Origin of the sequence: Microbacterium sp. LWH3-1.2, from assembly GCF_040675855.1 — a bacterium.
Taxonomy (GTDB): Bacteria; Actinomycetota; Actinomycetes; order Actinomycetales; family Microbacteriaceae; genus Microbacterium.
Genome location: NZ_JBEGIK010000001.1, coordinates 3,547,834 through 3,571,836 on the forward strand (window position 1 = coordinate 3,547,834; position 24,003 = coordinate 3,571,836).

22 protein-coding genes are annotated in these 24,003 nt (G+C 71.5%); 10 read left to right on the forward strand and 12 right to left on the reverse strand.

The annotated features are described in order from the left end of the window. The first annotated feature begins 30 nt into the window (after positions 1-30). A complete protein-coding gene (locus tag MRBLWH3_RS16565) occupies positions 31-960 on the forward strand; it encodes a DMT family transporter (protein WP_363434245.1) in 930 nt (309 codons plus the stop codon). 59 nt (positions 961-1,019) lie between these two features. Beyond that, positions 1,020-1,487, forward strand: coding sequence for a GNAT family N-acetyltransferase (locus tag MRBLWH3_RS16570; RefSeq protein ID WP_363434248.1), 468 nt, complete (start codon positions 1,020-1,022; stop codon positions 1,485-1,487). A gap of 21 nt (positions 1,488-1,508) precedes the next feature. Here MRBLWH3_RS16570 and ispD read toward each other — a convergent pair whose 3' ends face one another. Together ispD and MRBLWH3_RS16580 are read right to left on the reverse strand one after the other, a co-directional pair. Further along, positions 1,509-2,711, reverse strand: a complete 1,203-nt coding sequence (ispD, locus tag MRBLWH3_RS16575; RefSeq protein ID WP_363434251.1) for a 2-C-methyl-D-erythritol 4-phosphate cytidylyltransferase — start codon at positions 2,709-2,711, stop codon at positions 1,509-1,511. A 110-nt stretch (positions 2,712-2,821) separates the two neighbouring features. Beyond that, a complete protein-coding gene (locus tag MRBLWH3_RS16580; RefSeq protein ID WP_045298114.1) occupies positions 2,822-3,304 on the reverse strand; it encodes a CarD family transcriptional regulator in 483 nt (160 codons plus the stop codon). Between the two features lie 144 nt (positions 3,305-3,448). On the opposite strand from MRBLWH3_RS16580, the gene MRBLWH3_RS16585 reads away from it, so the two are divergent. After that, positions 3,449-3,916: a DNA modification methylase gene (locus MRBLWH3_RS16585; protein WP_363434254.1), complete on the forward strand. Its 468-nt coding sequence runs from the start codon at positions 3,449-3,451 to the stop codon at positions 3,914-3,916. Positions 3,917-3,982: 66 nt separating this feature from the next. Here the strand turns inward: MRBLWH3_RS16585 and MRBLWH3_RS16590 are convergent, their stop codons facing one another. Together MRBLWH3_RS16590 and MRBLWH3_RS16595 are read right to left on the reverse strand one after the other, a co-directional pair. Beyond that, positions 3,983-4,666: a response regulator transcription factor gene (locus MRBLWH3_RS16590; protein ID WP_363434257.1), complete on the reverse strand. Its 684-nt coding sequence runs from the start codon at positions 4,664-4,666 to the stop codon at positions 3,983-3,985. Next, positions 4,663-6,102, reverse strand: coding sequence for a sensor histidine kinase (locus MRBLWH3_RS16595; RefSeq protein ID WP_363434260.1), 1,440 nt, complete (start codon positions 6,100-6,102; stop codon positions 4,663-4,665). Before MRBLWH3_RS16595 ends, MRBLWH3_RS16590 begins: the two co-directional genes overlap by 4 nt. A gap of 164 nt (positions 6,103-6,266) precedes the next feature. Between MRBLWH3_RS16595 and phoU the strand changes: the two genes are divergently transcribed. After that, positions 6,267-6,944 carry a phosphate signaling complex protein PhoU gene (gene phoU / locus MRBLWH3_RS16600; RefSeq protein ID WP_341997778.1) on the forward strand — a complete coding sequence of 226 codons (678 nt, stop codon included), beginning with the start codon at positions 6,267-6,269 and terminating at the stop codon, positions 6,942-6,944. Positions 6,945-7,047: 103 nt separating this feature from the next. On the opposite strand, the gene MRBLWH3_RS16605 is transcribed toward phoU, so the two are convergent. Then, positions 7,048-7,797, reverse strand: coding sequence for a phosphoglyceromutase (locus MRBLWH3_RS16605; RefSeq protein WP_363434263.1), 750 nt, complete (start codon positions 7,795-7,797; stop codon positions 7,048-7,050). Between the two features lie 70 nt (positions 7,798-7,867). Here MRBLWH3_RS16605 and MRBLWH3_RS16610 point away from each other — a divergent pair, with 70 nt between their 5' ends. Beyond that, entirely contained in the window at positions 7,868-8,686 is an 819-nt protein-coding gene (locus tag MRBLWH3_RS16610) for a class I SAM-dependent methyltransferase (protein ID WP_363434266.1), read from the forward strand. Between the two features lie 19 nt (positions 8,687-8,705). Here the strand turns inward: MRBLWH3_RS16610 and MRBLWH3_RS16615 are convergent, their stop codons facing one another. The 4 genes from MRBLWH3_RS16615 to MRBLWH3_RS16630 all read right to left on the reverse strand — a co-directional run bounded on the left by MRBLWH3_RS16615 (position 8,706) and on the right by MRBLWH3_RS16630 (position 11,973). Next, positions 8,706-9,818, reverse strand: coding sequence for an FUSC family protein (locus MRBLWH3_RS16615; protein ID WP_363434269.1), 1,113 nt, complete (start codon positions 9,816-9,818; stop codon positions 8,706-8,708). Positions 9,819-9,829: 11 nt separating this feature from the next. Then, a complete protein-coding gene (locus MRBLWH3_RS16620; protein ID WP_363435591.1) occupies positions 9,830-10,936 on the reverse strand; it encodes a YgfZ/GcvT domain-containing protein in 1,107 nt (368 codons plus the stop codon). Then, positions 10,936-11,538 (reverse strand): FABP family protein, encoded by a 603-nt coding sequence (locus MRBLWH3_RS16625; RefSeq protein WP_363434272.1) that lies wholly within the window; start codon positions 11,536-11,538, stop codon positions 10,936-10,938. The genes MRBLWH3_RS16620 and MRBLWH3_RS16625 overlap by 1 nt, the downstream gene beginning before the upstream one ends. A gap of 135 nt (positions 11,539-11,673) precedes the next feature. After that, complete coding sequence (locus MRBLWH3_RS16630; protein ID WP_414685410.1) at positions 11,674-11,973, reverse strand: hypothetical protein; 300 nt, start codon at positions 11,971-11,973, stop codon at positions 11,674-11,676. Between the two features lie 142 nt (positions 11,974-12,115). Between MRBLWH3_RS16630 and MRBLWH3_RS16635 the strand changes: the two genes are divergently transcribed. The 4 genes from MRBLWH3_RS16635 to MRBLWH3_RS16650 all read left to right on the forward strand — a co-directional run bounded on the left by MRBLWH3_RS16635 (position 12,116) and on the right by MRBLWH3_RS16650 (position 16,534). After that, positions 12,116-12,814 carry a response regulator transcription factor gene (locus MRBLWH3_RS16635; protein ID WP_341997767.1) on the forward strand — a complete coding sequence of 233 codons (699 nt, stop codon included), beginning with the start codon at positions 12,116-12,118 and terminating at the stop codon, positions 12,812-12,814. 77 nt (positions 12,815-12,891) lie between these two features. After that, a complete protein-coding gene (locus MRBLWH3_RS16640) occupies positions 12,892-15,057 on the forward strand; it encodes an RNA degradosome polyphosphate kinase (RefSeq protein WP_363434277.1) in 2,166 nt (721 codons plus the stop codon). After that, the gene (locus tag MRBLWH3_RS16645) at positions 15,054-15,992 is read left to right on the forward strand and encodes an NUDIX hydrolase (RefSeq protein WP_363434280.1); all 939 of its coding nucleotides are present in this window, start codon (positions 15,054-15,056) and stop codon (positions 15,990-15,992) included. The genes MRBLWH3_RS16640 and MRBLWH3_RS16645 overlap by 4 nt, the downstream gene beginning before the upstream one ends. Next, entirely contained in the window at positions 15,992-16,534 is a 543-nt protein-coding gene (locus MRBLWH3_RS16650; RefSeq protein ID WP_363434283.1) for a chemotaxis protein CheY, read from the forward strand. The genes MRBLWH3_RS16645 and MRBLWH3_RS16650 overlap by 1 nt, the downstream gene beginning before the upstream one ends. Here the strand turns inward: MRBLWH3_RS16650 and MRBLWH3_RS16655 are convergent. Genes MRBLWH3_RS16655 through MRBLWH3_RS16665 form a run of 3 tightly spaced genes read right to left on the reverse strand, consistent with a single transcriptional unit; the run spans position 16,509 to position 22,583 of the window. Beyond that, positions 16,509-17,843: a M1 family metallopeptidase gene (locus tag MRBLWH3_RS16655; protein WP_363434286.1), complete on the reverse strand. Its 1,335-nt coding sequence runs from the start codon at positions 17,841-17,843 to the stop codon at positions 16,509-16,511. The genes MRBLWH3_RS16650 and MRBLWH3_RS16655 overlap by 26 nt on opposite strands. Then, positions 17,840-21,760 (reverse strand): Pls/PosA family non-ribosomal peptide synthetase, encoded by a 3,921-nt coding sequence (locus MRBLWH3_RS16660; protein WP_363434289.1) that lies wholly within the window; start codon positions 21,758-21,760, stop codon positions 17,840-17,842. The genes MRBLWH3_RS16655 and MRBLWH3_RS16660 overlap by 4 nt, the downstream gene beginning before the upstream one ends. 28 nt (positions 21,761-21,788) lie before the next feature. Further along, on the reverse strand, positions 21,789-22,583 hold the full coding sequence (locus MRBLWH3_RS16665) for a hypothetical protein (protein ID WP_363434291.1): 795 nt from the start codon (positions 22,581-22,583) through the stop codon (positions 21,789-21,791). A gap of 239 nt (positions 22,584-22,822) precedes the next feature. Between MRBLWH3_RS16665 and pstS the strand changes: the two genes are divergently transcribed. Then, a complete protein-coding gene (pstS, locus tag MRBLWH3_RS16670) occupies positions 22,823-23,932 on the forward strand; it encodes a phosphate ABC transporter substrate-binding protein PstS (protein ID WP_363434294.1) in 1,110 nt (369 codons plus the stop codon). Positions 23,933-24,003: the final 71 nt, after the last annotated feature.

The following is a 24,003-nucleotide window of genomic DNA, read 5'->3' on the forward strand; positions in this document are numbered from 1 at the left end:
CCCGGCGCCGAATCGGGATAGAACAGTAAGGTGCATGTGCTCGCCGTCCTCGCCGCCGCGCTGCTGTTCGGCACGACCGGAACCTCGCAGGCGCTCGGGCCCGAGGGCACCACTCCCCTCTCGATCGGCGTGATGCGCATGGTGATCGGCGGCACCGGGCTCGCCATCATCGCGTTCTCGCTTGCCGCGCGCCACCGGGCGCGGCTCCCCACCGGTACGGTGCGTCCGCGGTGGGGCCCGCGTCCCGCCCTGCTCATGGTGCTCACGGGCGCGTGTCTCGCGCTGTACCAGCCGCTGTTCTTCCTCGGCACGTCGCGCAACGGCGTCGCGGTCGGCACGGTCGTCGCCCTCGGCTCCGCACCGATCCTCGCGGGCCTGCTGGAATGGGCGCTGACGCGACGGATGCCGACACTCGCGTGGATGGGCGCGACCGCCCTCGCGACGATCGGCGTCGTGCTGCTCGGCTTCGGCGGCGCGGCGGGCACGGGCGGCGGGACGGATCCCCTGGGCCTCGCCGGATCGGTGGGCGCGGGTGCGTCGTTCGCCGTCATCGCCAACGCGCAGCGGCGTCTCCTCGACGACGGCTGGGATCCCTTCACCGTCGTCGGAGCCATGGGCGCGAGCTCCGCGGCGATCTGCGCGTTCGCGCTCCCCTTCGTCGACCTGGCGTGGCTCGGCACGACACCCGGCGTGGTGATGGCGCTCTGGCTGGGCCTGGCCACCATCTCGATCGCCTACGTGCTGTTCACGTGGGGACTCAGCGGGCTCACGGCGGCCACCGCCGCGACGCTCACCCTCGGCGAGCCGCTGACCGCGAGCGTGCTCGGTATCGTGGTGCTCGGCGAGCGCCTGTCGGCGCTCGCCGTCGTCGGACTCGTGGTCCTCGCCGCGGGGCTGGCACTCCTTGCGTGGGGATCCCGCGCGCCACGCGACGCCGCTCCCTACGCCGTCGAGGCGTGAAGCCCGGCCCCACGGCCGGAAACACGGCCGAAACCGGCTCGTGGCACACTGGGCGCGACATGCAGCGCACCATCGAGATCCGCACCGACGACCTCACCGGCGAAGCCACCCGCCGCCTCATCGCCCTGCACCTCGCGGCGATGCACGACAGCTCTCCCCCCGAGAGCGTGCACGCGCTCGACATCGATGGGCTGCGGGACCCGTCCCTCTCGGTCTGGACCGCGTGGGTCGACGGAGAGCTCGCGGGCGTCGGCGCCCTGAAGGCACTCGACCCCGACCGAGGCGAGATCAAGTCGATGCGCGCGGACGACCGGTTCCGGGGCGCCGGCATCGGCCGCGCGCTGCTGCGCCACATCATGGAGCACGCGCGGCAGCGCGGGATGTCGAGCCTGTGGCTCGAGACGGGCGCCACCGAGGACTTCGTCCCCGCGCAGCGCCTGTACGAGAGCGAGGGCTTCGTCGTCTGCGGTCCGTTCGGAGACTACGTGCTCGACCCGTTCTCGGTGTTCATGACCCGCGCACTCTGACGCCCGCCGCTCCGGTGCTTCTCAGGCCGGCACGACGAGGGCGACGGCGAATGCCGAAACGCCTTCGCCCTGCCCGGTGAACCCGAGGCCGTCGGTGGTCGTCGCCGACACCGACACCGGTGCACCGCCGAGTGCGTCCGACAGGGCGCGTTCGGCCTCGATGCGGCGTGCGGACAGGCGCGGGCGATTGGCCTGTACCTGCACCGAGACATTGCCGACGCGCCAGCCCGCTTCCCCGAGGAGCGCGACCGTGCGCGTGAGGAACGCGTCGGCGTGCGCCCCGGCGTACTCGGTATGATCCGTGCCGAAGTGCGTGCCGATGTCGCCGAGCCCCGCGGCGGCGAGAAGTGCGTCGACGATCGCATGGGCGACGGCATCCCCGTCGGAGTGTCCTGACAGCGGCGCCTCGCCGGGCCACTCGAGCCCCGCCAGCCACAGCGTGCCCTCACCGCCGAACGCGTGAACGTCGGTGCCGACGCCGACCCGCGGGAGCGCCGGCGCACGGCCGAGGTGGGCGGCGACGTGCGGTGCGGGCTCGGCGATCAGGTGGCGGGCGCGTTCGAGGTCCGTGGCGGTGGTGATCTTGAAGGCGAGCGGATGCCCCGGCACGGCGGCGACCGCATGCCCGGCCTCGGCCACCAGTGCGGCGTCGTCGGTGAAGTCCGCGAGGGCGGCGTCGTATGCCTCGTCGAGCACGTCTCGCCGGAAGCCCTGGGGCGTCTGCGCGGCAGCGAGTTCCGCACGGTCGACCGCGGCGACGATCTCGTCGCCCGCGACACGCTTGATCGTGTCGATCACGGGGAGCACCGGGATGGCGCCCGCCGCACCCCCGTCGATCGCGCCGATCACGCGCTCGAAGACCTCTGCGGGGGTGAGGGCGCGCGCCGCGTCGTGCACCAGCACGACCTCGACGTCCGCCCAGAGCGCCGCGAGCCCCGCGGCGACGGAGGCCTGCCGGGTCTCCCCGCCCGCGACGACCGATACGAGGTCTCGTCGGTCCCCCGCGGTGGCCAGCGCCTCGCTGATCGCGTCGCCCTCGCGTCCGGCGGGGGCGACGACCACGACCTGCGCGAGCGGAGCGGCGAACACTCCCTCGAGCGCATGCCGCAGGATGCTGCTCCCGTCGATGCCGACGAACGCCTTCGGCGCTCCGGCGCCCAGACGGGTGCCTGATCCGGCGGCCACGACGATGACGCCGACGCGCGGCACGGGAGTGATGCTCACCCGTTCACGCTATCGCGATCGACGGCCGGCGCCGTGCGGGGACGGCCTCTGCAGAACCGGGCGCACACAGCAGAACGGCGCCCCCGCAGGGGGCGCCGTTCCCAGGAGTCTCAGCTCGCGAGGACCTCGTCGAGAAGAACGCTGGCCTTCTCTTCGTCGGTCTTCTCGGCCAGAGCGAGCTCGGAGATCAGAATCTGCTTCGCTTTGGCGAGCATGCGCTTCTCCCCGGCCGACAGGCCGCGGTCCTGATCGCGGCGCCACAGGTCGCGCACGACCTCGCTGACCTTGATGACGTCACCGGAGGCGAGCTTCTCGAGGTTCGCCTTGTAGCGGCGCGACCAGTTGGTCGGCTCCTCGGTGAAGGGAGCGCGCAGAACCTCGAAGACCTTGTCGAGGCCCTCCTTGCCGATGACGTCTCGGACGCCGACCAGGTCGACGTTCTCTGCGGGGACTTCGATGATGAGATCACCCTGCGTGACGTTCAGCTTCAGGTACTTCTTCGTCTCGCCCTTGATGATCCGGTCTTTGACCTCGATGATCGTTGCCGCCCCGTGATGGGGGTAGACGACCGTCTCGCCAACCTCAAAAAGCATGGAGTTATGTCCTTTCGGCAACCTCCAGGATACCACAGGCGAAATACGCTAAGGTTCTCCGTCCCCGGGCCGGGCGGTGCTCCGCGCGGTCGATCACGAGCCCCTAGAATGCTGGAGAACCGTCATCCGTCATATGGAGGATCCGTGAACCGCCGCCTCATCGCGTCGCTGGCCATCGGGGGCGCACTCGTCCTCACGACGACCGGGTGCAGCATGATCTCGCCGCAGGCGACCACGATCACCTATTCGGCGGCGGAGGGCACGAACGTCCACGATGCCGGCCCCGTCGAGGTGCGCAACGCGCAGATCGTCGCGAACGAGGACGGCTCGGAGGGCAACTTCGTGGCCGCGCTGGTCAACCAGACTGAGGACTCGCACACCCTCAACGTCGAGTTCGGCGAGGGCGGCCCCACGCTCACCGTGCGCGTGCCGGCCAACACGACGGTGAGCCTCGGCTCCGACGAGGACGAACCGCTGCTCGTCGAAGACCTCGACGCCCTCCCCGGCACCGACGTCACCACCTTCTTCCAGTCCGGCGACTCCGAAGGCGCGATCGTCTCCGTGCCTGTGCTGGACGGCACTCTCGACTACCTCGCGCCGCTCGCTCCGTGAGCGCGGTCGCGAAGACACGAAGAGGGTGCCCCGCGAGGGGCACCCTCTTCGTGTCTTCGCGGTGCGTCAGCCCTCGAAGCGGTAGCCGAGCCCGCGCACGGTGACCAGCATCTCCGGCGAGCCCGGGTTCTTCTCGATGCGGGAGCGGATGCGCTTGATGTGGACGTCGAGCGTCTTCGTGTCGCCGAAGTAGTCGCTCCCCCACACCCGGTCGATGAGCTGGCCGCGCGTCAGCACGCGTCCGGCGTTGCGCATGAGAACCTCGAGCAGCTCGAATTCCTTGAGCGGCATGTTGATCTCGCCGCCCTCGACTGCGACGGTGTGGCGGTCGATATCGAGCACGACGCGACCGCCGTCCAGCACGCGATCCTCGAGGTCGGCGTCGATCTGCGAGAACCGCCTCATCACCGCACGCATGCGCGCGAGCAGCTCGCGTGCGGAGTACGGCTTGGTGACGTAGTCGTCGGCGCCGAGCTCGAGGCCCACCACGATGTCGACCTCGGAATCCTTGGCGGTGAGCATGATGATCGGCACCGCGGAGCTGATCCGGATCTGGCGGCACACCTCGGTGCCCGGCATTCCGGGCAGCATCAGGTCGAGCAGCACGATGTCGGCGCCGCGCTCGCGGAACGCGGTCAGCGCGGTCGGGCCGTCCTCGGCGATCTCGACCTCGTAGCCCTCACGGCGAAGGAGATAGGCGAGCGGGTCGGCGAGGTCTGGCTCGTCCTCGACGATCAGGACGCGGGTCATGCGGGGTCTCCATTCGCGACGGAAGCGGGGTTCTTGCCGCCGGCGGGACCGACGGACGACTGGGCTGCGGCGGACTCGGCAGTGGCGGACTCGGCAGTGGCGGACTCGGCAGCGGCGGGTTCGACGGCGGCGGGCCTGGTCGCACCCGCGGGCCGGCGCTTCGCCGCCCGATCGGCGTCGGCCGGGGGCGCCGGAGCGGCGGGCGCCTCGACCCGAGCGGCGGGCGCCTCGACCGTGCCGCCTTCGGCCGCTGCGGGCCGCTTCTTCTTGCGCCCACGCTTGGGTGCCGGCTCGAGCGCGGGTGCGTCGATCTGCGGCAGGCGGATCGTGAAGGTGGATCCGCGGCCCGGGCGCGACCAGAGACGCACCTCGCCGCCGTGCCGCTGCACCGCGTGCTTGACGATCGACAGGCCCAGACCGCTGCCGCCGGTGCGGCGTGCGCGTGCGGGGTCGGATCGGTAGAAGCGCTCGAAGACCCGGTCCTGCTCTCCCTCGGCGATGCCGATGCCGCGATCGGTCACGGCGATCTCGACGATCCGGTCCGCTGCCTTGATGCCGACGCCTACGCTGGAGCCTCGCGGCGAGTACGCGATGGCGTTCGCGATGAGGTTGCCGACGGCTTCGCTCAGCACCTGCGCGTCGCCGTGCACGTAGAGGCCGCGTGCACCGCCGCGCACCACCTCGACACCGGCGGAGTCGGCCTGGATCGCATGCGCGTCGAGGGCCGATGCCACGACCTCGTCGATCGAGACGTCCTGCTGCGGAAGCTCGTCAGCGGCCTGCAGCCGCGAAAGGTTCATGATGCGCGAGGTCAGCAGCGCGAGCCGGTTCGCCTCGCCCTGCAGCCGCGTCGCGAAGATGCGCACCTGAGGCGGGTCGTCGGCCGCCGACTCGATCGCCTCCGCCAGCAGGCTCACCGCACCGACGGGGGTCTTCAGCTCGTGGCTCGTGTTCGCCACGAAGTCGCGCCGCATCTCCTCCACGCGCTCGCGCTCGGAGATGTCGCGCAGCACGAGGAGGGTGAGCCTGGGCGAGATGCGCGATGCGCGCACCGCCACGAGACGAGGCTCGGCCGGCGGAGCACCGCGGCGCAACCGCATCGTCTCGGTCGCGTTCGTCTCGGCGACCGCCGCGTCGCCGGTACGCACGCGGCGTGCGAGGGTGCGCAGCTCGTCGGTCGGCAGCGCACCGCCCTCGAGCAGATCGAACGCCGCCGCCGCCGAGGACGCCGCGAGGACCGTGAACGATGCGTCGACCACGACTGCCGGATCGTCCATCCCGTGAAGCACGCCGCGTACCCCATCGGGGATCTCGACCGACGTCTGCGCGTGTGCGCGGTCGCGCGCCCGCATCGACGCGACGACGACGACGGAGATCGAACCGCCGATGATGATCCCCGCGAGGAGGGCGAGCAGCGCGAGCTGCGTCGTGTCCATGCCTCAAGCGTAGGTGCACGCCGCACGCGAGAACGGACGCTGACCCCGCTGCGGGCGTCCACGCCCCGTACTGTTCACCGTGGGAGCACCATCCGTTAACCTTCCCTGACGACAATCGACCGGGCGCGGGCGAAAGCTCCGCCATCCATGAAAGGTGCGTCGGAATGCGCGAAGTCTTCCACCAGTCTCTCGAGGACGTGCAGGGGCGTCTCGTCGAGATCGCCGAGCTCGTCACGGTCGCCATCGACAAGGCGACGCGCGCGTTCGGCACGAGTGACGTGGCACTGGCGGAAGAGGTCATCGAGGCCGACGCGGTCATCGACGAGAAGGCCGTCGAGCTCGACGAGCTCGCCATCGAGATCCTCGCCCGTCAGCAGCCGGTCGCCCGCGACCTGCGCATCGTCGTCAGTGCGCTGCGCATGAGCGCGTCGCTCGAGCGCATGGGCGACATCGCCGAGCACATCGCCCAGCTCACACGCATGCGCTTTCCCGAGCGGGCCATCCCCAAGGGCCTCAAGTCCACGTTCCTCAAGATGGGCGAACTCGACGTCGAAGCCGCTCGCCAACTCACCGAGCTGCTGCGCACGCAGGACGGCGACCTCATCGACGAGATCCGCAACGCCGACGACAAGCTCGACGAGCTGCACGTCTCGGTGTTCGAGAAGGTGCTCAGCGACAGCTGGCAGGGCGACCCGTCCGCCACCGTCGACGCCACGCTCGCGAGCCGCTACCACGAGCGCTTCGGCGACCATGCGGTGTCGGTCGCGAAGAAGGTCGCCTACCTCTCCACCGGGGACTGGACGTCGAGCACCGACTCGATCGACGTCGCTCCGTCTCTGTAGAGCCCGTCACGCGGCCGCAGCTGGGGCCTGCCGCTGCGAAGGCGAAGAAAAGGAAGAGCGGATGCCTCGTGGGGAGGCATCCGCTCTTCCGGCGCTCGTGACGTCAGGCCTTGCCCTGGTTCGCGACCGCGGCGGCACCGGCGGCGGCGGCCTCCGGGTCGAGGTACTCGCCGGGGGCGACGGGCTCGAGGTTCTCATCGAGGCGGTACACCAGCGGGATCCCGGTGGGGATGTTGAGCTCCGAGATATCGGCGTCGCTGATGCCGTCGAGGTGCTTCACGAGGCCACGCAGCGAGTTGCCGTGCGCCGTCACGAGCACGGTCTTGCCGGCCTTCAGGTCGGGGACGATGTCGCTGTGCCAGTACGGCAGCATGCGGTCGATGACGATCTTGAGCGACTCGGTGTCGGGAACGGCGCCGTCGATGCCCGCGTAGCGCGGGTCGCCGACCTGGCTGTACTGGTCGTCCGCCGGAAGCGGTGGCGGCGGGACGTCGAACGAGCGGCGCCACAGCATGAACTGCTCGTCGCCGAACTCTGCGAGCGTCTGTGCCTTGTCCTTGCCCTGCAGGGCGCCGTAGTGGCGCTCGTTGAGGCGCCACGAGCGCTTGACGGGGATCCAGAGGCGATCGGCCGCATCCAGTGCGATGTCGGCGGTCTGGATGGCGCGGCTGAGCACGGAGGTGTGCAGCACATCGGGGAGGATGCCGGACTCGGCGAGCAGCTCGCCGCCGCGCTGGGCTTCGGCCTTGCCCTGGTCGGTGAGGCGGACGTCGACCCAGCCCGTGAACTGGTTGGTCTTGTTCCACTCGCTCTGGCCGTGTCGGAGGAGGATCAGCGTGTAGGGCGCGGTCATGCGCCCCATGATATCCGCGCCGGGGGCCGCGTCCGGATGCTGTGACGGGCACGGCTGGCATCATGGAGGCATGGCGCGGGGACCGGTCGGGCAGATCACGCGCGGGACCACCGGCACCAACCGGCTGCGGCGCGTGGACCGGTGGATCGCGCGACACCCAGCCCTCCGACGAGCGGCGGATCCACTCGTCATCGACCTCGGCTACGGCGCGAGCGGCGTCACGGCCCTCGAGCTGTACTCGCGGCTGGTCCGTGCACGGCCGGACGTCGAAGTGCTCGGCCTCGAGATCGATCCCGCGCGGGTCGCGCGGGCGCTCGTCCAGCTCGAGCTCGTGCGCGCGGGCGGCACCTCCTTCGCACCCGAGGCCCGCGTCTCGTTCGCGCGCGGCGGCTTCGAGGTGCCCGTGCCGGGCGGACGCCGGCCGGCGGTCGTGCGGGCGTTCAACGTGCTGCGGCAGTACGACGAGTCGGAGGTCGCGGCGGCGTGGGCGACGATGTGCGGGCGTCTCGCACCGGACGGCCTCCTCGTCGAGGGCACGTGCGACGAGATCGGGCGCGTCGCGACATGGGCGGCGATCGGCCCCGATGCTGCGCCGCGGACGCTGACCGTGTCGCTGCGACTGGCGGGGCTGCAGCATCCGTCCATCGCCGCGGAGCGGCTCCCCAAGGCGCTGATCCACCGCAACGTCCCCGGGGAACGTGTGCACGCGTTCCTCGCCGCCCTCGACACCGAGTGGGAGCGCGCGGCGAGCGTGTCGCCCTTCGGTCCCGTGCATCGCTGGCGCACGGCGCTGTCGGCCTTGACCGACGGTGGCTGGCCGATCCTCGAACGGTCGCGGTGGCGTCTCGGCGAGGTCACCGTGCCGTGGGATGCCGTGGCCCCGAGCTGAGCGTGCCCTGCTCCGTTCGTCACACGCGAGGCAGCACGGCGCGCGCCTCGGCGGAGGACATGCCGGTCGCGGTGAGGAGGTCGACCGCGAACGGCCGCATGGCCGTGATCAGGTTCTGCTCGCCCTGCGAACCGTCCGGGAGGATCTGCTCCGGGTCGAGGCGCACGGCGACCGCACGCACCGCCTCGCGGGCCGCCGGCTGCAGCGAGATGTCGTCGAGGCTTTCGCCCAGCAGCCCGGCGGCGCGCATGAGCTCGGCCAGCACGTCCGCCGGCACCGGTCGGCGCTGGCCGTCGTCGCACAGGTACACCGCGCGGCGGGCGACCACGCGGAGGTTGCGGGTGGCGAAGTCCATCGCCTGCAGCACCGCATGGTGCCGACGAAGCTCGGCACGCTGCGGGCGCAGCCACGGCGAGAAGCGGGCGACGGCGAGCCCGGAGTCCAGCGAGGCGCGCCACTCGTCGATGCGCGGGGCGATCGCCCGCGCTTTCTCGAGGCCGCGGGCGGCGCGGATCGCGTCGCCCCGGCGCAGCGCCTGTACGATCGTGCGCGCCGCGGCGTCCGCCGCTGCGAAGACCGCGTGCCCGTCGCGGGCCTCCTCCCGTCGGGGATTGCGCGGGATGAGCGCGGTCACCGCGAGGGCGGCGACACCGCCCACCGCGCCGTCGATGAGCCGGGAGAACGGCTCTGCCGCCGGCAAGGACATCACGATGCATGCCTGGACGCCCGCCATGATCGCGAACGGCGGGTACGGCGAGAGGAACCGGGCGACCAGTAGCGTCACGCCGAGGGCGAGAGCGAGCTGCCACCAGCCGGGTCCGACGACCACGACGAAGCCCTCCGCGACGAGGATGCCGACCAGCATCCCGACGACGGTCTCCAGCACGCGCCGCGGGCGCGCGTCGCGCACGAGGCCGAGGCTGGTGATCGTCACGGTCGCCGCGAGCAGCGGCGCAGCATGCCCGAGCACGTAGTGCGCGAACGCCCACGCGGCGGTCGCCGCCACCGTGATCTGCACGATCGCGAGCGCCGATCCCCGGACGCGCGACAGCTGCGGGCGCAGGTCCAGCCGGGCGCGCCAGCCCGTGGGGACGACCTGCGTGATCCCGGCGGTCTCGCCGTCGCCGGTCACCGCCGGCTCTCCTACTGGGCGGCCGCGCGGCGCGACAGCCGGGTGATCCGCGGCACGTTCGCCGTGGCCCCGGCATCCGGCGGCACGACCATCTCCTGGGCCGCTGCGACTGGGCCGTCGGTGGTGTCGACCGTCAGCGCGGCGTCGACCGGCGTGGTGCGGCGGACGACCGCGAGCGCGATCGGGCCCTCTTCGTAGTGCAGCGCCGCCGAGGTCACGATGCCCACCTCAGTGTCGCCGAGGTGTACTGCCGCGCCGTGTGCGGGGAGCACGCTGCCCGAGCCGTCCAGCTGCAGCGAGACGAGGCGACGCGGCGGGTGACCGAGGTTGTGGACCTTCGCGATGGTCTCCTGCCCGCGGTAGCAGCCTTTGTCGAGGTGCACTGCGGTGCGCAGCCAGTCCAGCTCGTGGGGCAGCGCTCGCTCGTCGACATCGGTGGTCCACCGCGGACGCCACGCGGCGACGCGCAGCGCGTCGGCAGCCGCGAGACCGGCGAGTTCGAGCTCACCGCGGGCCGCCGCATCCGCGATCCTCTGCTCCTCGTCGCGCGTGACGATCGCCTCGGCCCAATCGCGATCGGCACCCGGGTGCGGGTCCACCGGCGCGTACGCGTGGCCGCCGGGCGCGACCGAAGGCCATGGGTCGCGCCACACCAGGGGCACCCCGCCCGGCGTCGCGGGCGAGATGCGCTCGAGCGCGGCGGCCGTGCCGCCGATCACCGCGTACTCGTCGTCGGCGACGCGCGGGTCGACGCGCAGGCGGAACCGCATCTTGCGGAGCCAGTCGTACAGCCCCTCGGCGTCGGCGCGATCGGCGATGAGCCAGGTGGTCTCACCGTCGTCGACGACGGATGCCGCGTGCTCGACATGTCCTTGCGGGTCGAGGATCAGCAGCTCCGTGCCGACGCCGGGCGCGAGCCGGGTCAGCGCCTGCGACGACAGCGAGTCGAGCCAGGACAGGCGGTCCTCACCGGGGACGGCGATGACGACGCGGTCGGCGCGGGGGGCGAGAGCCGCGCCCGCGGCGAGCCGGCGCTGCTCGACGAGAGGGCTTCCGACGTGCTGCAGGCCGGCGTCGTCGACGACGGCCCCCGGAACAGCGGCGAACGGGCTCGTCATCATTCCGCCCGGGCGAGCCGTGCCGAGGCGTGGGCGCCGAGCTCGAAGCCGAGTGCGGCGATGTCCCACGCCCACAGCAGGTGGCCGTCGACCAGCCCGTACATGCGGGTCGCTGCCGCATAGGCCTTAGCCCCGGCAGGACGCACCACCGCGTCGGTGGCGATGTCGATGCGGGGGCCCTTGATCTGACCGAGATAGAGCTCGCTCACGCCGTCGGCGTGCACGAGGGCAGCCTCGAGATCGAAGCCTCCGTCGCCGTTGCGCAGCCGCTCGATGTCGTCGGCCGTGCGGGCGACCGGAGCAGTGAGCGCCGGAAGAAGACCGGGGCCCGCATCGGCGTCGGTAGCGGTGAGGGCGAGACGCCAGTACCCGAGCTCGGCCACCAGGCGGGACCGCTTCTCGGGATCCTCCGCGTCGTGCAGCCAGGCGTCGGCCGAATAGTTCAGGTAGTCGCCGCCGTCATGGCTGAAGCTGACGCGGTGCGTGAACTCGCCGGTGTACGTGTGGTCGCCGTAGTCGATGACGCCGGTGCCCTCCCACACTCCGATGAGCCACGACAGCGGGACGAGCTCCGCGGGAAGGTCGGTCGGGATCTCGAGCACGACCGAGCCCGTCAGCGCTGGCCGCGGTAGAGGTTCTTGACGACCACCGCGGAGACGAAGACGATCGCCAGAGACGCCAGACCGAGCAGGCCCACGAAGAACAGTTCGAGCGCGACGGTATCCATACGGGGAAGTCTAGCCGGGAACGAGGGCCGCCAGACCGAACCCCAGGCTGATGACGCCCATCACGAGCGCGGCCCCCAGAACACTCGCCGCCACGCGCTCGGTGAACCCCTGGGACCGGCCAGACCAGAGCTGGACCGCGAACGCGGCGATGAGGCATCCGCCCAATCCGACGCCCAGCCACGCGGCGCGCCAGTCTGGCGTCGCGAAGACACCGACCGCGATGGCGATCAGCGCCGCGAGCACCCAGACGGCGACGATGCCGCCGATGGTACGGCGGGGGGCGAGTTCAGGCACGGCCACGCGTCCCATCATCGCGCATAGGTCCGCGCGGCGCACCGGTCGCGACACGGGTCCAGGGCGTGTCGGCAGACGAAATGCGCACGGAAAGGCCCTCCCCCACGCCCTACACTGGGGTTCGCGGCGCACCCCCCTGCGCCGGGAAGGCGATCCATTGGCACAGCTCCTGGTTCTCAGTTCCACGCACGGAGGCGGCCCCGTCCTGCCCTCGCTCGAACTGCTGAGCCACCGCGTGCGCCTGATCCCCGCCGAGCCCGCCCAACTCGTCAACGCCCCCAGCGCCGACATCATCTTCGTCGACGCGCGCGTCGACCTCGTCGGCGCGAAGTCGTTGTGCAAGATCCTCAACACCACCGGGCTCGACGCGCCGTTGCTGCTGATCGTGACCGAGGGTGGTCTGACGGCGGTCTCGCCCGACTGGGGCGTCGACGACGTCATCCTCTTCACCGCCGGCCCGGCCGAGGTCGACGCCCGCATCCGCCTGGCCGTCGGGCGCCAGTCGGCCGAGCAGGTGTCGACGCGCATCCAGACCTCGGGCATCACGATCGACGAGTCGTCGTACTCGGCCAAGGTGCACGGGCGTCCGCTCGACCTCACGTACAAGGAGTTCCAGCTCCTCCACTTCTTCGCCACGCACCCCTCGCGCGTCTTCACCCGGGAGCAGCTGCTGAGCGAGGTGTGGGGCTACGACTACTTCGGCGGCACCCGCACGGTCGACGTGCACGTACGGCGCCTGCGCGCCAAGCTGGGCGACATGGAGCAGCTCATCGGCACCGTGCGCAACGTCGGGTACCGCTTCAACGTGTACGAAGACGAGCCCGAGCCCGCCTCACGCGAACGCACCGACGCCTGACCCGGGCGGAGCGCCGCCGTTCACCTGCGCGACAGATCGTTCACACTCTCGTCACGTCACCCTGCAATGATGAGGGGATGATCGAACCCGAGGTGCTCGACGCCGGCCTGGGCGACGCGGACGACGACGACTTCGACCTCTCGGAGGTCTTCGACTCGCAGCTTCCCGACCACCGCTATCTCGATCGCGAACTGAGCTGGCTCGCGTTCAACCAGCGTGTGCTGGAGCTCGCCGAGGACCCGAACCTCCCGACGCTCGAACGTGCGAACTTCCTCGCGATCTTCGCGAGCAACCTCGACGAGTTCTTCATGGTGCGCGTCGCCGGCCTCAAGCGCCGCATCGTGACCGGCCTCGCCCTTCCCACCAACGTGGGCCGTTCCCCTGCAGACGTGCTCGCCGACATCTCGGCGGAGGCGCACAATCTGCAGCTGCGCCACGCCGAGGCGTGGACCTCGCTCGTGAAGCCCGCGATGGCGGAGGCCGGCATCCAGGTCGTCTCGTACGAGTCGCTCGACCAGGCCGAGCGCGAGGCGCTCTACGACTACTTCCAGGCGCAGGTCTTCCCGGTCCTCATGCCGCTCGCCGTCGACCCGGCCCACCCTTTCCCGTACATCTCGGGGCTGTCGCTCAACCTCGCGATCCGCATCCGCAGCGCCCGCACCGGGCGTCAGGAGTTCGCACGCCTCAAGGTGCCGCCGATGCTGCCCCGCTTCGTCGAGCTGCCTCCCGTCGACGGCACCGTGCGCTACCTGCCCCTCGAGGACCTCATCTCGAACCACCTCGACGACCTCTTCCCCGGCATGGAGGTGCTCGACCACCACGCGTTCCGCCTCACGCGGAACGAGGACGTCGCGATCGAGGAGGACGAGACCGAGAACCTGATCCAGGCGCTCGAGGCCGAGCTGCTGCGTCGCCGGTTCGGTCCGCCGATCCGCCTCGAGATCACCGACGACATGGACGACGTGACGCTCGACCTCCTCATCAAGGAGCTCGACATCACCGCGCAGGAGGTCTATCGCCTCCCCGGCCCGCTCGACCTGCGGGGTCTGTTCGATCTGGCCCGCATCGACCGGCCGGATCTGCACTACAAGCCGCACCTGCCGACAACCGCGCTGGCGTTCCAGCCCGGCGACAACAACGAGCGGCCCGACATCTTCGCGGCGATCCGCAAGGGCGACGTGCTCGTGCACCACCCGTACGAGTCGTTCGCGACGAGCGTGCAGGCGTTCCTCGAGCAGGCTGCGAAGGACCCGCACGTCCTCGCGATCAAGCAGACCCTGTACCGCACATCAGGTGACAGCCCTATCGTCGAGGCGCTGATCGACGCGGCCGAGGCCGGCAAGCAGGTGCTGGCACTCGTCGAGATCAAGGCCCGTTTCGACGAGGCCAACAACATCCTCTGGGCGCGCAAGCTCGAGAAGGCGGGCGTGCACGTCGTATACGGCCTGGTGGGCTTGAAGACCCACTGCAAGCTCGCCCTCGTGATCCGCGAGGAGAACGGCGTGCTGCGCAGCTACAGCCACGTCGGCACGGGTAACTACAACCCCAAGACGAGCCGCATCTACGAGGACTTCGGCCTGTTCACGGCCGACGACCAGGTCGGCCGTGACCTCACCCGCCTGTTCAACGAGTTGAGCGGCTATGCGATCGAGAAGAAGTTCAAGCGGATCCTCGTCGCGCCCCTGCATCTGCGCAAGGGACTGCTGCGACTCATCGACAAAGAGCGGCGCAACGCCCTGGCCGGCAAGCCGGCGAGTGTGCGCATCAAGGTCAACTCGATCGTCGACGAGCAGATCATCGACGCGCTCTACCGCGCCAGCCAGGCCGGAGTGACGGTCGAGGTGTGCGTGCGGGGGATCTGCTCGCTGAAGCCCGGAGTCGAGGGCATGAGCGAGAACATCACGGTCCGCTCGGTCCTCGGGCGCTACCTCGAGCACTCGCGCATCTTCGCGTTCCACAACGACGGCGACCCGATCGTGTACATCGGCAGCGCCGACATGATGCACCGCAACCTCGACCGCCGCGTCGAGGCGCTCGTGAGGGTCTCGACCCCGGCCCACGTCAAGGAGGTCAACGACCTCTTCACGCTCTCGATGAGCGACTCGACGAGCTCGTGGCACCTGCAGCCCGACGGCGAATGGACGAGGCGCAGCCGGGACGACGAGGACAAGCCGCTCGTCGACCTCCAGGACCGGACGATGACCAACGTGCAGCGGCGCCGGCGGGCGCGGGCGGTGCGATGACCGAGACGGCCGTCTACGCGGCCGGGGGCGTCGTCTGGCGTGTCGTCGACGGCAAGCTGCGCGTGCTCCTGATCCACCGCACGAAGTACCGCGACGTCACGCTTCCCAAGGGCAAGGTCGACCCCGGCGAGATGCTCGCCGAGACGGCGGTGCGCGAGATCCACGAAGAGACCGGCATCCGTGTCTCCCTCGGCGTACCCGTCGGGGTATCGAGGTACCGGCTGCCCAGCAAGCGCACCAAGATCGTGCATTACTGGGCCGCGGAGGCGACGGATGCCGCGATCCGCGCGTCTGCGTTCGTGCCGAACAAGGAGATCGCGGCGATCGAATGGGTCTCGCCTAAGAAGGCGCTGAAGCGGCTCAGCTACCCAGTCGACGCCGAGATCATGGAGCACTTCCACCGGCTCATCGACGAGGGCGTGTTGAGAACCTTCCCGATCGTCGCCCTCCGGCACGCCAAGGCGGTCGCCCGCGAGGAATGGCAGGGGAAGGATGCCGCGCGGCCGCTCGCCACGCGCGGCCGCCGGCAGGCGGCCTCCATCGTCGGACCTCTCCTGGCCTTCGGCGTCCGGCGGATCGTGTCGAGCCCCGCGGTGCGCTGCGTCAAGACCGTCGCACCGCTGTCGGCCGCGATCGGCCGCGAGATCGACACGACCAAGCTGATCAGCCAGGACGCGTGGGAGGACGGCAAGTCCGATGCGCGCGCAGTGATCGGCGAGCGGGTGCGCTCGCGCAAGCCCGCTGTACTGTGCACCCACGGGCCTGTGCTCCCCGACATCCTGAGCGAACTCGCCCTCGCGACCGGCACGCTGCGGGGCTCGTACCTCGGCAGCGCCTCGGCCCTGGAGCCCGCCGCGTTCTCGGTCGTGCACCTGTCTGTCGAGAACCCGGGCTCGGGAATCGTCACGATCGAGACGCACGAGCCGAAGGTGTGATGACGCCCGCGAGGTCGATCGTCGACGTCGCGTGGGTCGAGGTGCCGCCCCACTCGCCCCGACGCGAGCACGCGTGGCGGCTGCTGACGGGGATGCTGCCCGCCGGCGCCGAGCTGAGCAATGCGTGCCCCCGCTGCGGCGGACCGCACGGTCCGGTGGTCGTCTCCCGGGCCCCTTTCATCGCGAGCGTCACGTACGCCGGCGGGTACGCGATCGCGGCTGTGGCGGGCACGCGGGACGCGGCGGCCCTCGGCCTCGACGCGGAGCCCGAGCACGACGCGCGCCGCGACGCGGCCAGCATGGCGGGCGTGCTCGGAGACGGCGTGGCCACCGTCCGCGACTGGGTCCGCGTCGAGGCGGCGGTGAAGGCTGACGGCCGCGGATTGCGCGTCGAGCCCGCGACGGTGGTGGTCTCGGCGACGGCGGACGGCTGGACGGCGGCCGTTCCCGATGGCCGGGTCTATATCGGGTGGGATGCGCTCGGGCCGCCCGGCATCCTCGTGAGCGTCGCGGTGCTCAGTCCCGAGAGCCCGGCAGCCTGACCCACCGCCTGACCGCGGGTGCCGGCAGCCTGGCGGGCAGTGGCGGGAGCGCCGCGGTGTCGAGCCAATCCCCGAGCAGATCCGCCGCCGCCGCACCCGCGACCCGCGCGACGCAGTCGCGGAAGGCATCGGTGGTGGCCAGCGCGTGCCGATGCTCACGCACCCACGTGTGGAGCAGGTCGGCGAACACCTCGGCGCCGACCGTGCGGCGCAGGGCCTCGAGCGTCAGGGCGCCGCGTTTGTAGACGCGGTCGTCGAACATGAGCGCGGGACCGGGATCGGAGATCACGAGGTCCTGGGGCAGCGCCCGCAGGCGCGCGTGGTGCTCGTCGGCGAGCGTCGCGATGTCGGCCCCGCCGGAGGCCTCCGACCACAGCCACTCCGCATAGCAGGCGAACCCCTCGTTCAGCCAGATGTCCCGCCACCGCTCGACGCCTACGCTGTTGCCGAACCACTGGTGGGCGATCTCGTGCGGAACCAGGCGCGCCGCCTCGGGCTCGAAGTGGTTCGCACCGAACACCACGAGTCCCTGCGCCTCCAGGGGGATCTCCAGCGGGTCGGCGGTGACGACGACCGTGCAGCCTTCCTGCGGGTACGGGCCGAATGCCTCCTCGAAGCAGTCCACGATGCGCGGCGCGTCCGAGAACCATCGCCGCGCAGCGGTCACGAGCGGCGCGGGTGCCATCAACCGCAAGGGTCCGATCGCGCTCTCGCGGTACGCGCCGATGTGCACGGCGGCGAGGTACGTCGCCGTCGGCACCTCCGACGCGAACTCCCAGCGCGTGAGCGCGCCGCTGCGCACCGGCGGCCGGGGCACCCCTGTCGCCGCGACCGTGTACTCGGCGTCCGTCGTGACCGTGATGCGGTACCGGGCCCTGTCATCAGGGCGGTCGTTGCACGGGAACCACGTCGGCGCGCCCACCGGCTGCGAGGCGACGAGCGCCCCGTCCTCGAGCTCCTCCCACCCGATCGTGCCCCACCGTGAGCGACGGGGCCGCGGCGCCCCCGCGTAGCGCACCTCGATGGAGAACTCCTCGCCCACCTCGAGCGCCTGGGGCGGCGTGACACGCAGGCCCGCAGCATCCTGTGCGAACTTCGTCCGCGGGTCGCCGTCCACGCGCACCCGCGACGCGCGCAGGCCGATCAGGTCGAGGCGCACCGAGCGGGTCCGCTGGGTCGCGACGGCGTTGACGAGCGCCGTCCCCTCGAGCCGGTTCGTGGGGACGCGGTAGCGCAGATCGAGGTCGTACGAGACGACGTCGAACGAGGCGTCGCCGCTGCGCGGCGTGTACGGATCGGGCCCGATCACGACGTCGACTGATACGCCCGGACGGTGACCGCGCGCCACGGCCCGATCGGGTTGCCGCTCCAGCGGGAGCCGACGGGCACGCTCTCGCCGCGCATCACGAGGGAGGCGGGGCCGACGGTGGCGTGGGCGCCGATGGAGGCGGCCGGGAGGATCACGCTGTGCGGCCCGAGCGTCGCACCGGTTTCGAGTTCGACGGTGTCCATGCTCATGATTCGATCATGGAACAGGTGCGTCTGCACGACACACCCCCGGTTCACCGTGGATGCCTCGCCGAGCGTCACGAGGTCGGGCTCGGGCAGCCAGTAGCTCTCGCACCACACGCCGCGCCCGATGCGGGCGCCGAGGCTCCTGAGCCACACCGCGAGCGCCGGCGTGCCGGCGGCCGCTCGCGCGAACCACGGGGCCGCGAGCATCTCGGTGAAGGTGTCCGACACCTCGGTACGCCACACGAAGCTCGACCACAGCGGCTGCTCACCCGCCCGGATCGTGCCGACGAACAGCCACTTCGCGGCGGTCGAGATGCCCGCGGCGACCGCGCCAGCCGTGAGGAGCACGAAACCCGACAGGAGAAGCGTGATCCAGGGGCCCACCGTGTCGACGAGCGCGGCGAGCGCGAACAGCACGAGCAGCCCGAGGCCGCAGGTGACGACCACGGGGATGAAGCGGCAGATCTCCCACAGCGACCGTGCCACGCGCAGAGACGCCGGCGGGTTGTAGGTGCGGCTCGCGTCGCTCTCGTTCGGCTGCCGGCGCAGGCGCGTGGCCGGCGAGCCGAGCCACGACGAGCCCGCCTTCGCCTTGACCGGCGCGGCCGAGAGCACCGCGACGAGACCGTCCTTCGGCACGGTGTGCCCAGGCGACGCCATGCCGGAGTTGCCGAGGAACGCGCGCTTGCCGATGCGCACCTCGCCGAGCCGCAGCCATCCGCCCCGCATCTCGTAGGACGCGACCATCGTGTCGTCCGCGAGGAACGCGCCGTCTTCGATGCGCGTCATCGCCGGGATGAGGAGGACGGTGGATGCCTCGACGTCGTGTCCGACTCGCGCCCCGAGCAGGCGCAGCCACACCGGGGTGAACAGGCTCGAGTAGAGCGGGAACAGGACCGTGCGGGCGGAGTCGAGCAGGCGCTCCGTGGTCCACGCCTGCCACCCGACGCGACTGCGCACGGCGTGGGTGCCCTCGTGGAGCCCGATGGCGGCGAGACGGACGCCCAGCACCACGGCGCCGGCGTAGACGAGGCCGGTCACGAGCACCGCGGGCACGAGCCAGACGAGCGCCGCGCCGAGGGCGCTCGCGAGGTCGGGGGTGCCGCGCATGCCGATCGCGAGCACCACTCCTCCGGCCGCGAAGCTCACGATGGGGAGGAGACCGAGGGCCACGGCCGAGGTGGCGTACGCCCACAGCCACCGGCGTGCGGCGCGCGGGCGCTCGGCCGGCCACCCCTCGGTCGTGCCGCCGACGCGCACGGCGGGCGAGCCCGCCCACGACTGATTCGCCCGCACGCGGCCGAAGACCGCCGAGCCGGGCGCGATCTCGGCCCGCTGGCCGATCCGCGTGCCGGGCGCGAGAGTGCTGCGCGTGCCGACGGTCGCGTCGGCGCCGATGCGCACCTCGCCGATCCGCACGAGGTCGCCGTCGATCCAGAAGCCGCTGAGGTCGACCTCGGGCTCGATCGACGCGCGATCGCCGACCCTCAGCATCCCGGTGATCGGCGGAAGGGTGTGCATGTCGACATCCGTGCCGATGCGGGCGCCGAGGGCGCGCGCGTAGTACGAGACCCACGGCGCGCCGGCGAGACCGACGGCGTCGACCTGATCGGAGATCTGCTCGGCGAGCCAGAGCCTCAGGTGCACCGAGCCGCCGCGCGGGTAGTCGCCGGGACGCAGTCCCGCCAGGAGCAGTCGAGCGGACGCCGCGGCGATGGCCATGCGGCCGAACGGCGTCGCGAAGAGCACGAGACCGACGATGAGCAGCCACCAGGGCGCCGAGGGCAGCGCCTCGAATCCCGGGAACTGGTTCAGGATCGCCCCGGCGGTCAGCAGATACAGGAGCCACCGGACGCCGGAGAGGATGAACAGCGGCGCGCCGAGGAGCGACTGCACCCACTGCGTGGCGCGGGGCGTGGGCTCCGGCATCCGGAAGTCCCCCGCCTCTTCGCGCGACAGGAACGGCTGCAGCGCCTTCGCCATCGCGCCGAGGCGCGGCACGTCGTAGATGTCGGCGACCGAGAACTCGGGCACGCGGGTGCGGATGCGCGAGACGAGCTGGGCCGCGGCGAGCGAGCCGCCGCCGAGGTCGAAGAAGTCGGCCTTGCGGTCGGGGACCGGGATTCCCAGCACCGCCTGCCACTGGTCGGCGAGCCACTCCTCGTCGGGGCTCAGGCCGGCCCGCGGGATGTCGAGGTCGGGCAGCGGCCACGGCAGCGCGGCGCGATCGACCTTGCCCGAGGTGCGCACCGGCAGGTCGGGCACGACGGCGAGAAGAGGCATGACGCCGGCGGCCAGCCGCTCGGCGAGATGGGCGCGAGCGGCCGCGCGGTCGAGTTCGCCGTCGACGACGAGGTAGCCCACGAGGACGGGCACACCGGCATCGCTCATGCGGACGGCGGCGCTCGCGGCGGTTACCCCTGGAAGCTCCTGCAACGCGTTCTCGACCTCGCCGAGCTCGATGCGACGCCCACCGACCTTGACCTGGTCGTCGGCACGGCCCTGGAAGAGGAGTCCTTCCGGCTCGTAGCGGACGAGGTCGCCGGATCGGTAGGCGCGCTCCCAGCCGAGGGTCGGCATCGAGGCGTACTTCTCGAGGTCCTTGACCGGATCGAGGTAGCGGGCCAGGCCCACGCCACCGATGATGAGCTCGCCCAGACCGCCGGGCTCGACCTGCCGGTCGTCGCCGTCGACGACGGCCAGCGCCCAGCCGTCGAGCGGGAGGCCTATGCGCACCGGCCCTTCGCCGTCGAGGAGCGCCGCGCAGGCGACGACGGTGGCCTCGGTGGGGCCGTACGTGTTCCAGACCTCGCGGCCGTCGGCGACGAGTCGCGCGACGAGTTCGGGCGGGCACGCCTCGCCGCCGAAGATGAGCAGGCGCACGTTCTCGATCGCGTCAGCAGGCCACATGGCGGCGAGCGTCGGCACGGTCGAGACGACGGTGATCGCCTGGCGGATGAGCCACGGCGCCAGGTCCTCGCCCGATCGCACCAGCGAGCGCGGCGCGGGCACGAGACACGCCCCGTGCCGCCACGCGAGCCACATCTCCTCGCACGAGGCATCGAAGGCGACGGAGAGACCCGCCAGCACGCGGTCGCCCGGGCCGAGCGGCGCGCCTTGCAGGAAAAGGCGCGCCTCGGCGTCGACGAAGGCGGCGGCGGAGCGATGCGAGACCGCCACACCCTTGGGCACCCCCGTCGACCCCGAGGTGAAGATGATCCACGCGTCGTCGTCGATCGTCGGCGGCGGCACCGTGACGATCGCGTGCGTGCTCGGGTGCGGCGCCGCGCCGCCGAACAGCGCGGCGGGCTCCTGGCCGTCCGGGGCGGCCGCGGGGACGTACGCCCCGCCCTCGCCGATCACACCGCGCACGTGCGCCTCGCCGAACACGAGCCGTGCCCGCTCGTCGGAGTCGTCGGCGTCGACCGGGACGTACGCCGCGCCCGCGGCGATGATCCCGAGGATCGAGATGTACAGCTCCTTCGACCCCGAGGGCATCCGCACCCCGACACGGTCGCCGCGGCGGACGCCCGCCTCGTGCAGCAGGGCGGCGGTGCGTGCGACGCGCGCCATGAGCTCGCGATAGCTGAGCGCTCCCGAACCGTCGTCGAGAGCAGATGCCTCGGGTGTACGCTCCACGGTCGCGCGGAGGATGTCGAGCAGCGTGCGCGGCGCCGGTGCCGCGTCGATGCGATCCAGCGGTGCCGGCACGGCCGGAGGCGAATCGATCGAGATCACGTCAGGACAGCAGGGTGATCAGCTCGGCCTTGGTGAGCCGCGAGTAGCCGGTCCGGCCGCCGGCACGCGCGCGCTCGCGCAGCTGCGCGACGGTCAGCGTGTGCAGATCGGAGGAAACGGATGCTGCGGCAGCAGCCCTCGGCATGCTCGCAGGCTTCTTCGCACGCGGCGCGCGGGCCGGCGTCGTGGTGCGGGGTGCGCGGGCCTTGGGCGCCGGAGCGGCGGGGGCCCCTTCTGCTGCCGACGCCTCTTCTACGGCGGGAGCTTCCTCTACGGCGGGTGCCTCGGTTGCCGGAGTCTCATCGACGACGCCGGCGGCAGCATCCGTCTCCGGCTCCCCGGAGGTGAGCTCGGCCTCGAGCACGCGATCGGCATCGAGTGCCTCCTGCTCGGCCTGGGCGGCGGCCCGCTCGGCCTTGGCGACCGCCTTCTTCAGCGCCTTCGCCTCGGCGGCACGCGCCTTCGCCTCTGCAGCGGCCTTCGCGGCCTCGGCGGCGGCGCGCTCGGCCTGCGCGCGCAGACGCGCCTTCTTCTCCGCCTTCGCGACGGCGACGCGCGTCGCCTTGCGCACCCGCTCTTCGGCGCGATGCGCCTTCTCCACGACCTTGCGCGGGTTCTTGCGGACGGCCTTCTTCGAGACGTCGACGTCGTCGACGGTCTCGGCCGCGACCTCGCGCAGCTTCTTGGCGCTCTTGCCCGGCAGGGTCTTCGCGACGCGTCGGGCCTTCTTCGCCGCCGACTGCGCGTCATCGATCGCGTCGAGCGCCTTGCGCTGGGCCTTCGTGGTCTTGCTCATGCCAGGCACCTTAGCGGGCCGGAGTGAACGGCCGGCGTTCCGCGAGGCGGAATTCCAGGGCCGCGCCGGTCCGCGTGTCAATGCCGATGCATGGATGTCGGCATCCCGTTCACCTTCCGTTCACCCGCACAGCCCAGACTCTTAAGAGTCCGAGCCTACGTTTCAGAGCGAACCCCGCACCGGGTTCGAACCCGAAGGCCGTTTCGGCCTGTTTCCCTGACACGTGAAGGATTCACACAGTGAAGATCTCTCGCATCGCCCAGGTGGGCGCTGTCGCCGCAGTCGCGGCTCTCGCTCTCGCCGGCTGCGCCTCGAACGAGACCCCCGCCGGCGACACCACCGACGCGCCCGAGTCGACCCTGTCCGGCGAGATCGCGGGCGGCGGCTCGTCGGCGCAGGAGGTCGCGGTTCAGGCCTGGACCTCCGGCTTCCAGACGGCGAACCCCGACGTCACCATCAACTACGACCCGTCCGGCTCGGGCGCGGGCCGCGAGTCCTTCCAGGCGGGCGCCTTCCCGTTCGCGGGCTCCGACCGCGCGTTCAAGGTGGAGGAGATCGAGGCCGGCCCGTTCGACGCGTGCGTCGACGGCTCGGGCATCATCGAGCTCCCCACCTACATCTCGCCGATCGCGATCATCTTCAACGTCGAGGGCGTGGACTCGCTCAACCTGGACGCCGCGACCGCCGCGGGCCTGTTCGCCGGCACCATCACGAACTGGAACGACCCGGCGATCGCCGCGCTCAACCCCGACGCGACACTCCCTGACCTGGCCGTGACGCCCGTGCACCGCGCCGACGACTCGGGTACCACCGAGAACTTCACCGACTACCTCTTCCAGGCTGCCGGCGACGTCTGGACCAACGAGCCCGACGGCGTGTGGCCGCTCTCCAGCGGCGAGGCCGCCCAGGGCACCTCGGGTGTCGTCTCGGCCGTCGCGGGCGGCAACGGCACCATCGGCTACGCCGACGCGTCGCGCGCCGCAGAGGAGGGCCTGTCGACCGCTGCCATCCAGGTCGGTGACGAGTTCGTCGAGTACTCGCCCGAGGCCGCCGCCGCGATCGTCGACGAGTCGCCGTTCGAGGAGGGCCGTGGCGAGGGCGACCTCGCGATCGAGCTCGACCGCACCTCGGACGCCGCGGGCGTGTACCCGATCGTCCTCGTGAGCTACATGATCGCGTGCCAGGAGTACGCCGACACGGCCGTCGCGCCGATCGTCAAGGGCTACCTCCAGTACGTGGCCAGCGCCGAGGGCCAGGACGCGGCCGCCGCCGCGGCCGGCAACGCGCCGATCTCCGACGCGCTCCGCGAGCAGGTCAACGCCGCGATCGACCTGATCGTCGTCGAGTAGGACCCGATTCCCGGCCCGGTCGTCGCACGACCGGGCCGGGAATCACCCCGAGACCCGAATTCAGAAGGACA

Excerpts from the sequence above, each read along its gene's own strand:
- MRBLWH3_RS16645 (WP_363434280.1), top strand. The coding sequence starts at position 15,054 with ATGACCGAGACGGCCGTCTACGCGGCCGGGGGCGTCGTCTGGCGTGTC.
- MRBLWH3_RS16605 (WP_363434263.1), bottom strand. The coding sequence starts at position 7,797 with ATGACCGCGCCCTACACGCTGATCCTCCTCCGACACGGCCAGAGCGAG.
- MRBLWH3_RS16665 (WP_363434291.1), bottom strand. The coding sequence starts at position 22,583 with ATGAGCAAGACCACGAAGGCCCAGCGCAAGGCGCTCGACGCGATCGAT.
- MRBLWH3_RS16610 (WP_363434266.1), top strand. The coding sequence starts at position 7,868 with ATGGCGCGGGGACCGGTCGGGCAGATCACGCGCGGGACCACCGGCACC.
- MRBLWH3_RS16630 (WP_414685410.1), bottom strand. The coding sequence starts at position 11,973 with ATGGGACGCGTGGCCGTGCCTGAACTCGCCCCCCGCCGTACCATCGGC.
- MRBLWH3_RS16580 (WP_045298114.1), bottom strand. The coding sequence starts at position 3,304 with ATGCTTTTTGAGGTTGGCGAGACGGTCGTCTACCCCCATCACGGGGCG.
- MRBLWH3_RS16640 (WP_363434277.1), top strand. The coding sequence starts at position 12,892 with ATGATCGAACCCGAGGTGCTCGACGCCGGCCTGGGCGACGCGGACGAC.
- phoU (WP_341997778.1), top strand. The coding sequence starts at position 6,267 with ATGCGCGAAGTCTTCCACCAGTCTCTCGAGGACGTGCAGGGGCGTCTC.
- MRBLWH3_RS16620 (WP_363435591.1), bottom strand. The coding sequence starts at position 10,936 with ATGACGAGCCCGTTCGCCGCTGTTCCGGGGGCCGTCGTCGACGACGCC.
- MRBLWH3_RS16650 (WP_363434283.1), top strand. The coding sequence starts at position 15,992 with ATGACGCCCGCGAGGTCGATCGTCGACGTCGCGTGGGTCGAGGTGCCG.
- MRBLWH3_RS16595 (WP_363434260.1), bottom strand. The coding sequence starts at position 6,102 with ATGGACACGACGCAGCTCGCGCTGCTCGCCCTCCTCGCGGGGATCATC.
- MRBLWH3_RS16590 (WP_363434257.1), bottom strand. The coding sequence starts at position 4,666 with ATGACCCGCGTCCTGATCGTCGAGGACGAGCCAGACCTCGCCGACCCG.
- MRBLWH3_RS16570 (WP_363434248.1), top strand. The coding sequence starts at position 1,020 with ATGCAGCGCACCATCGAGATCCGCACCGACGACCTCACCGGCGAAGCC.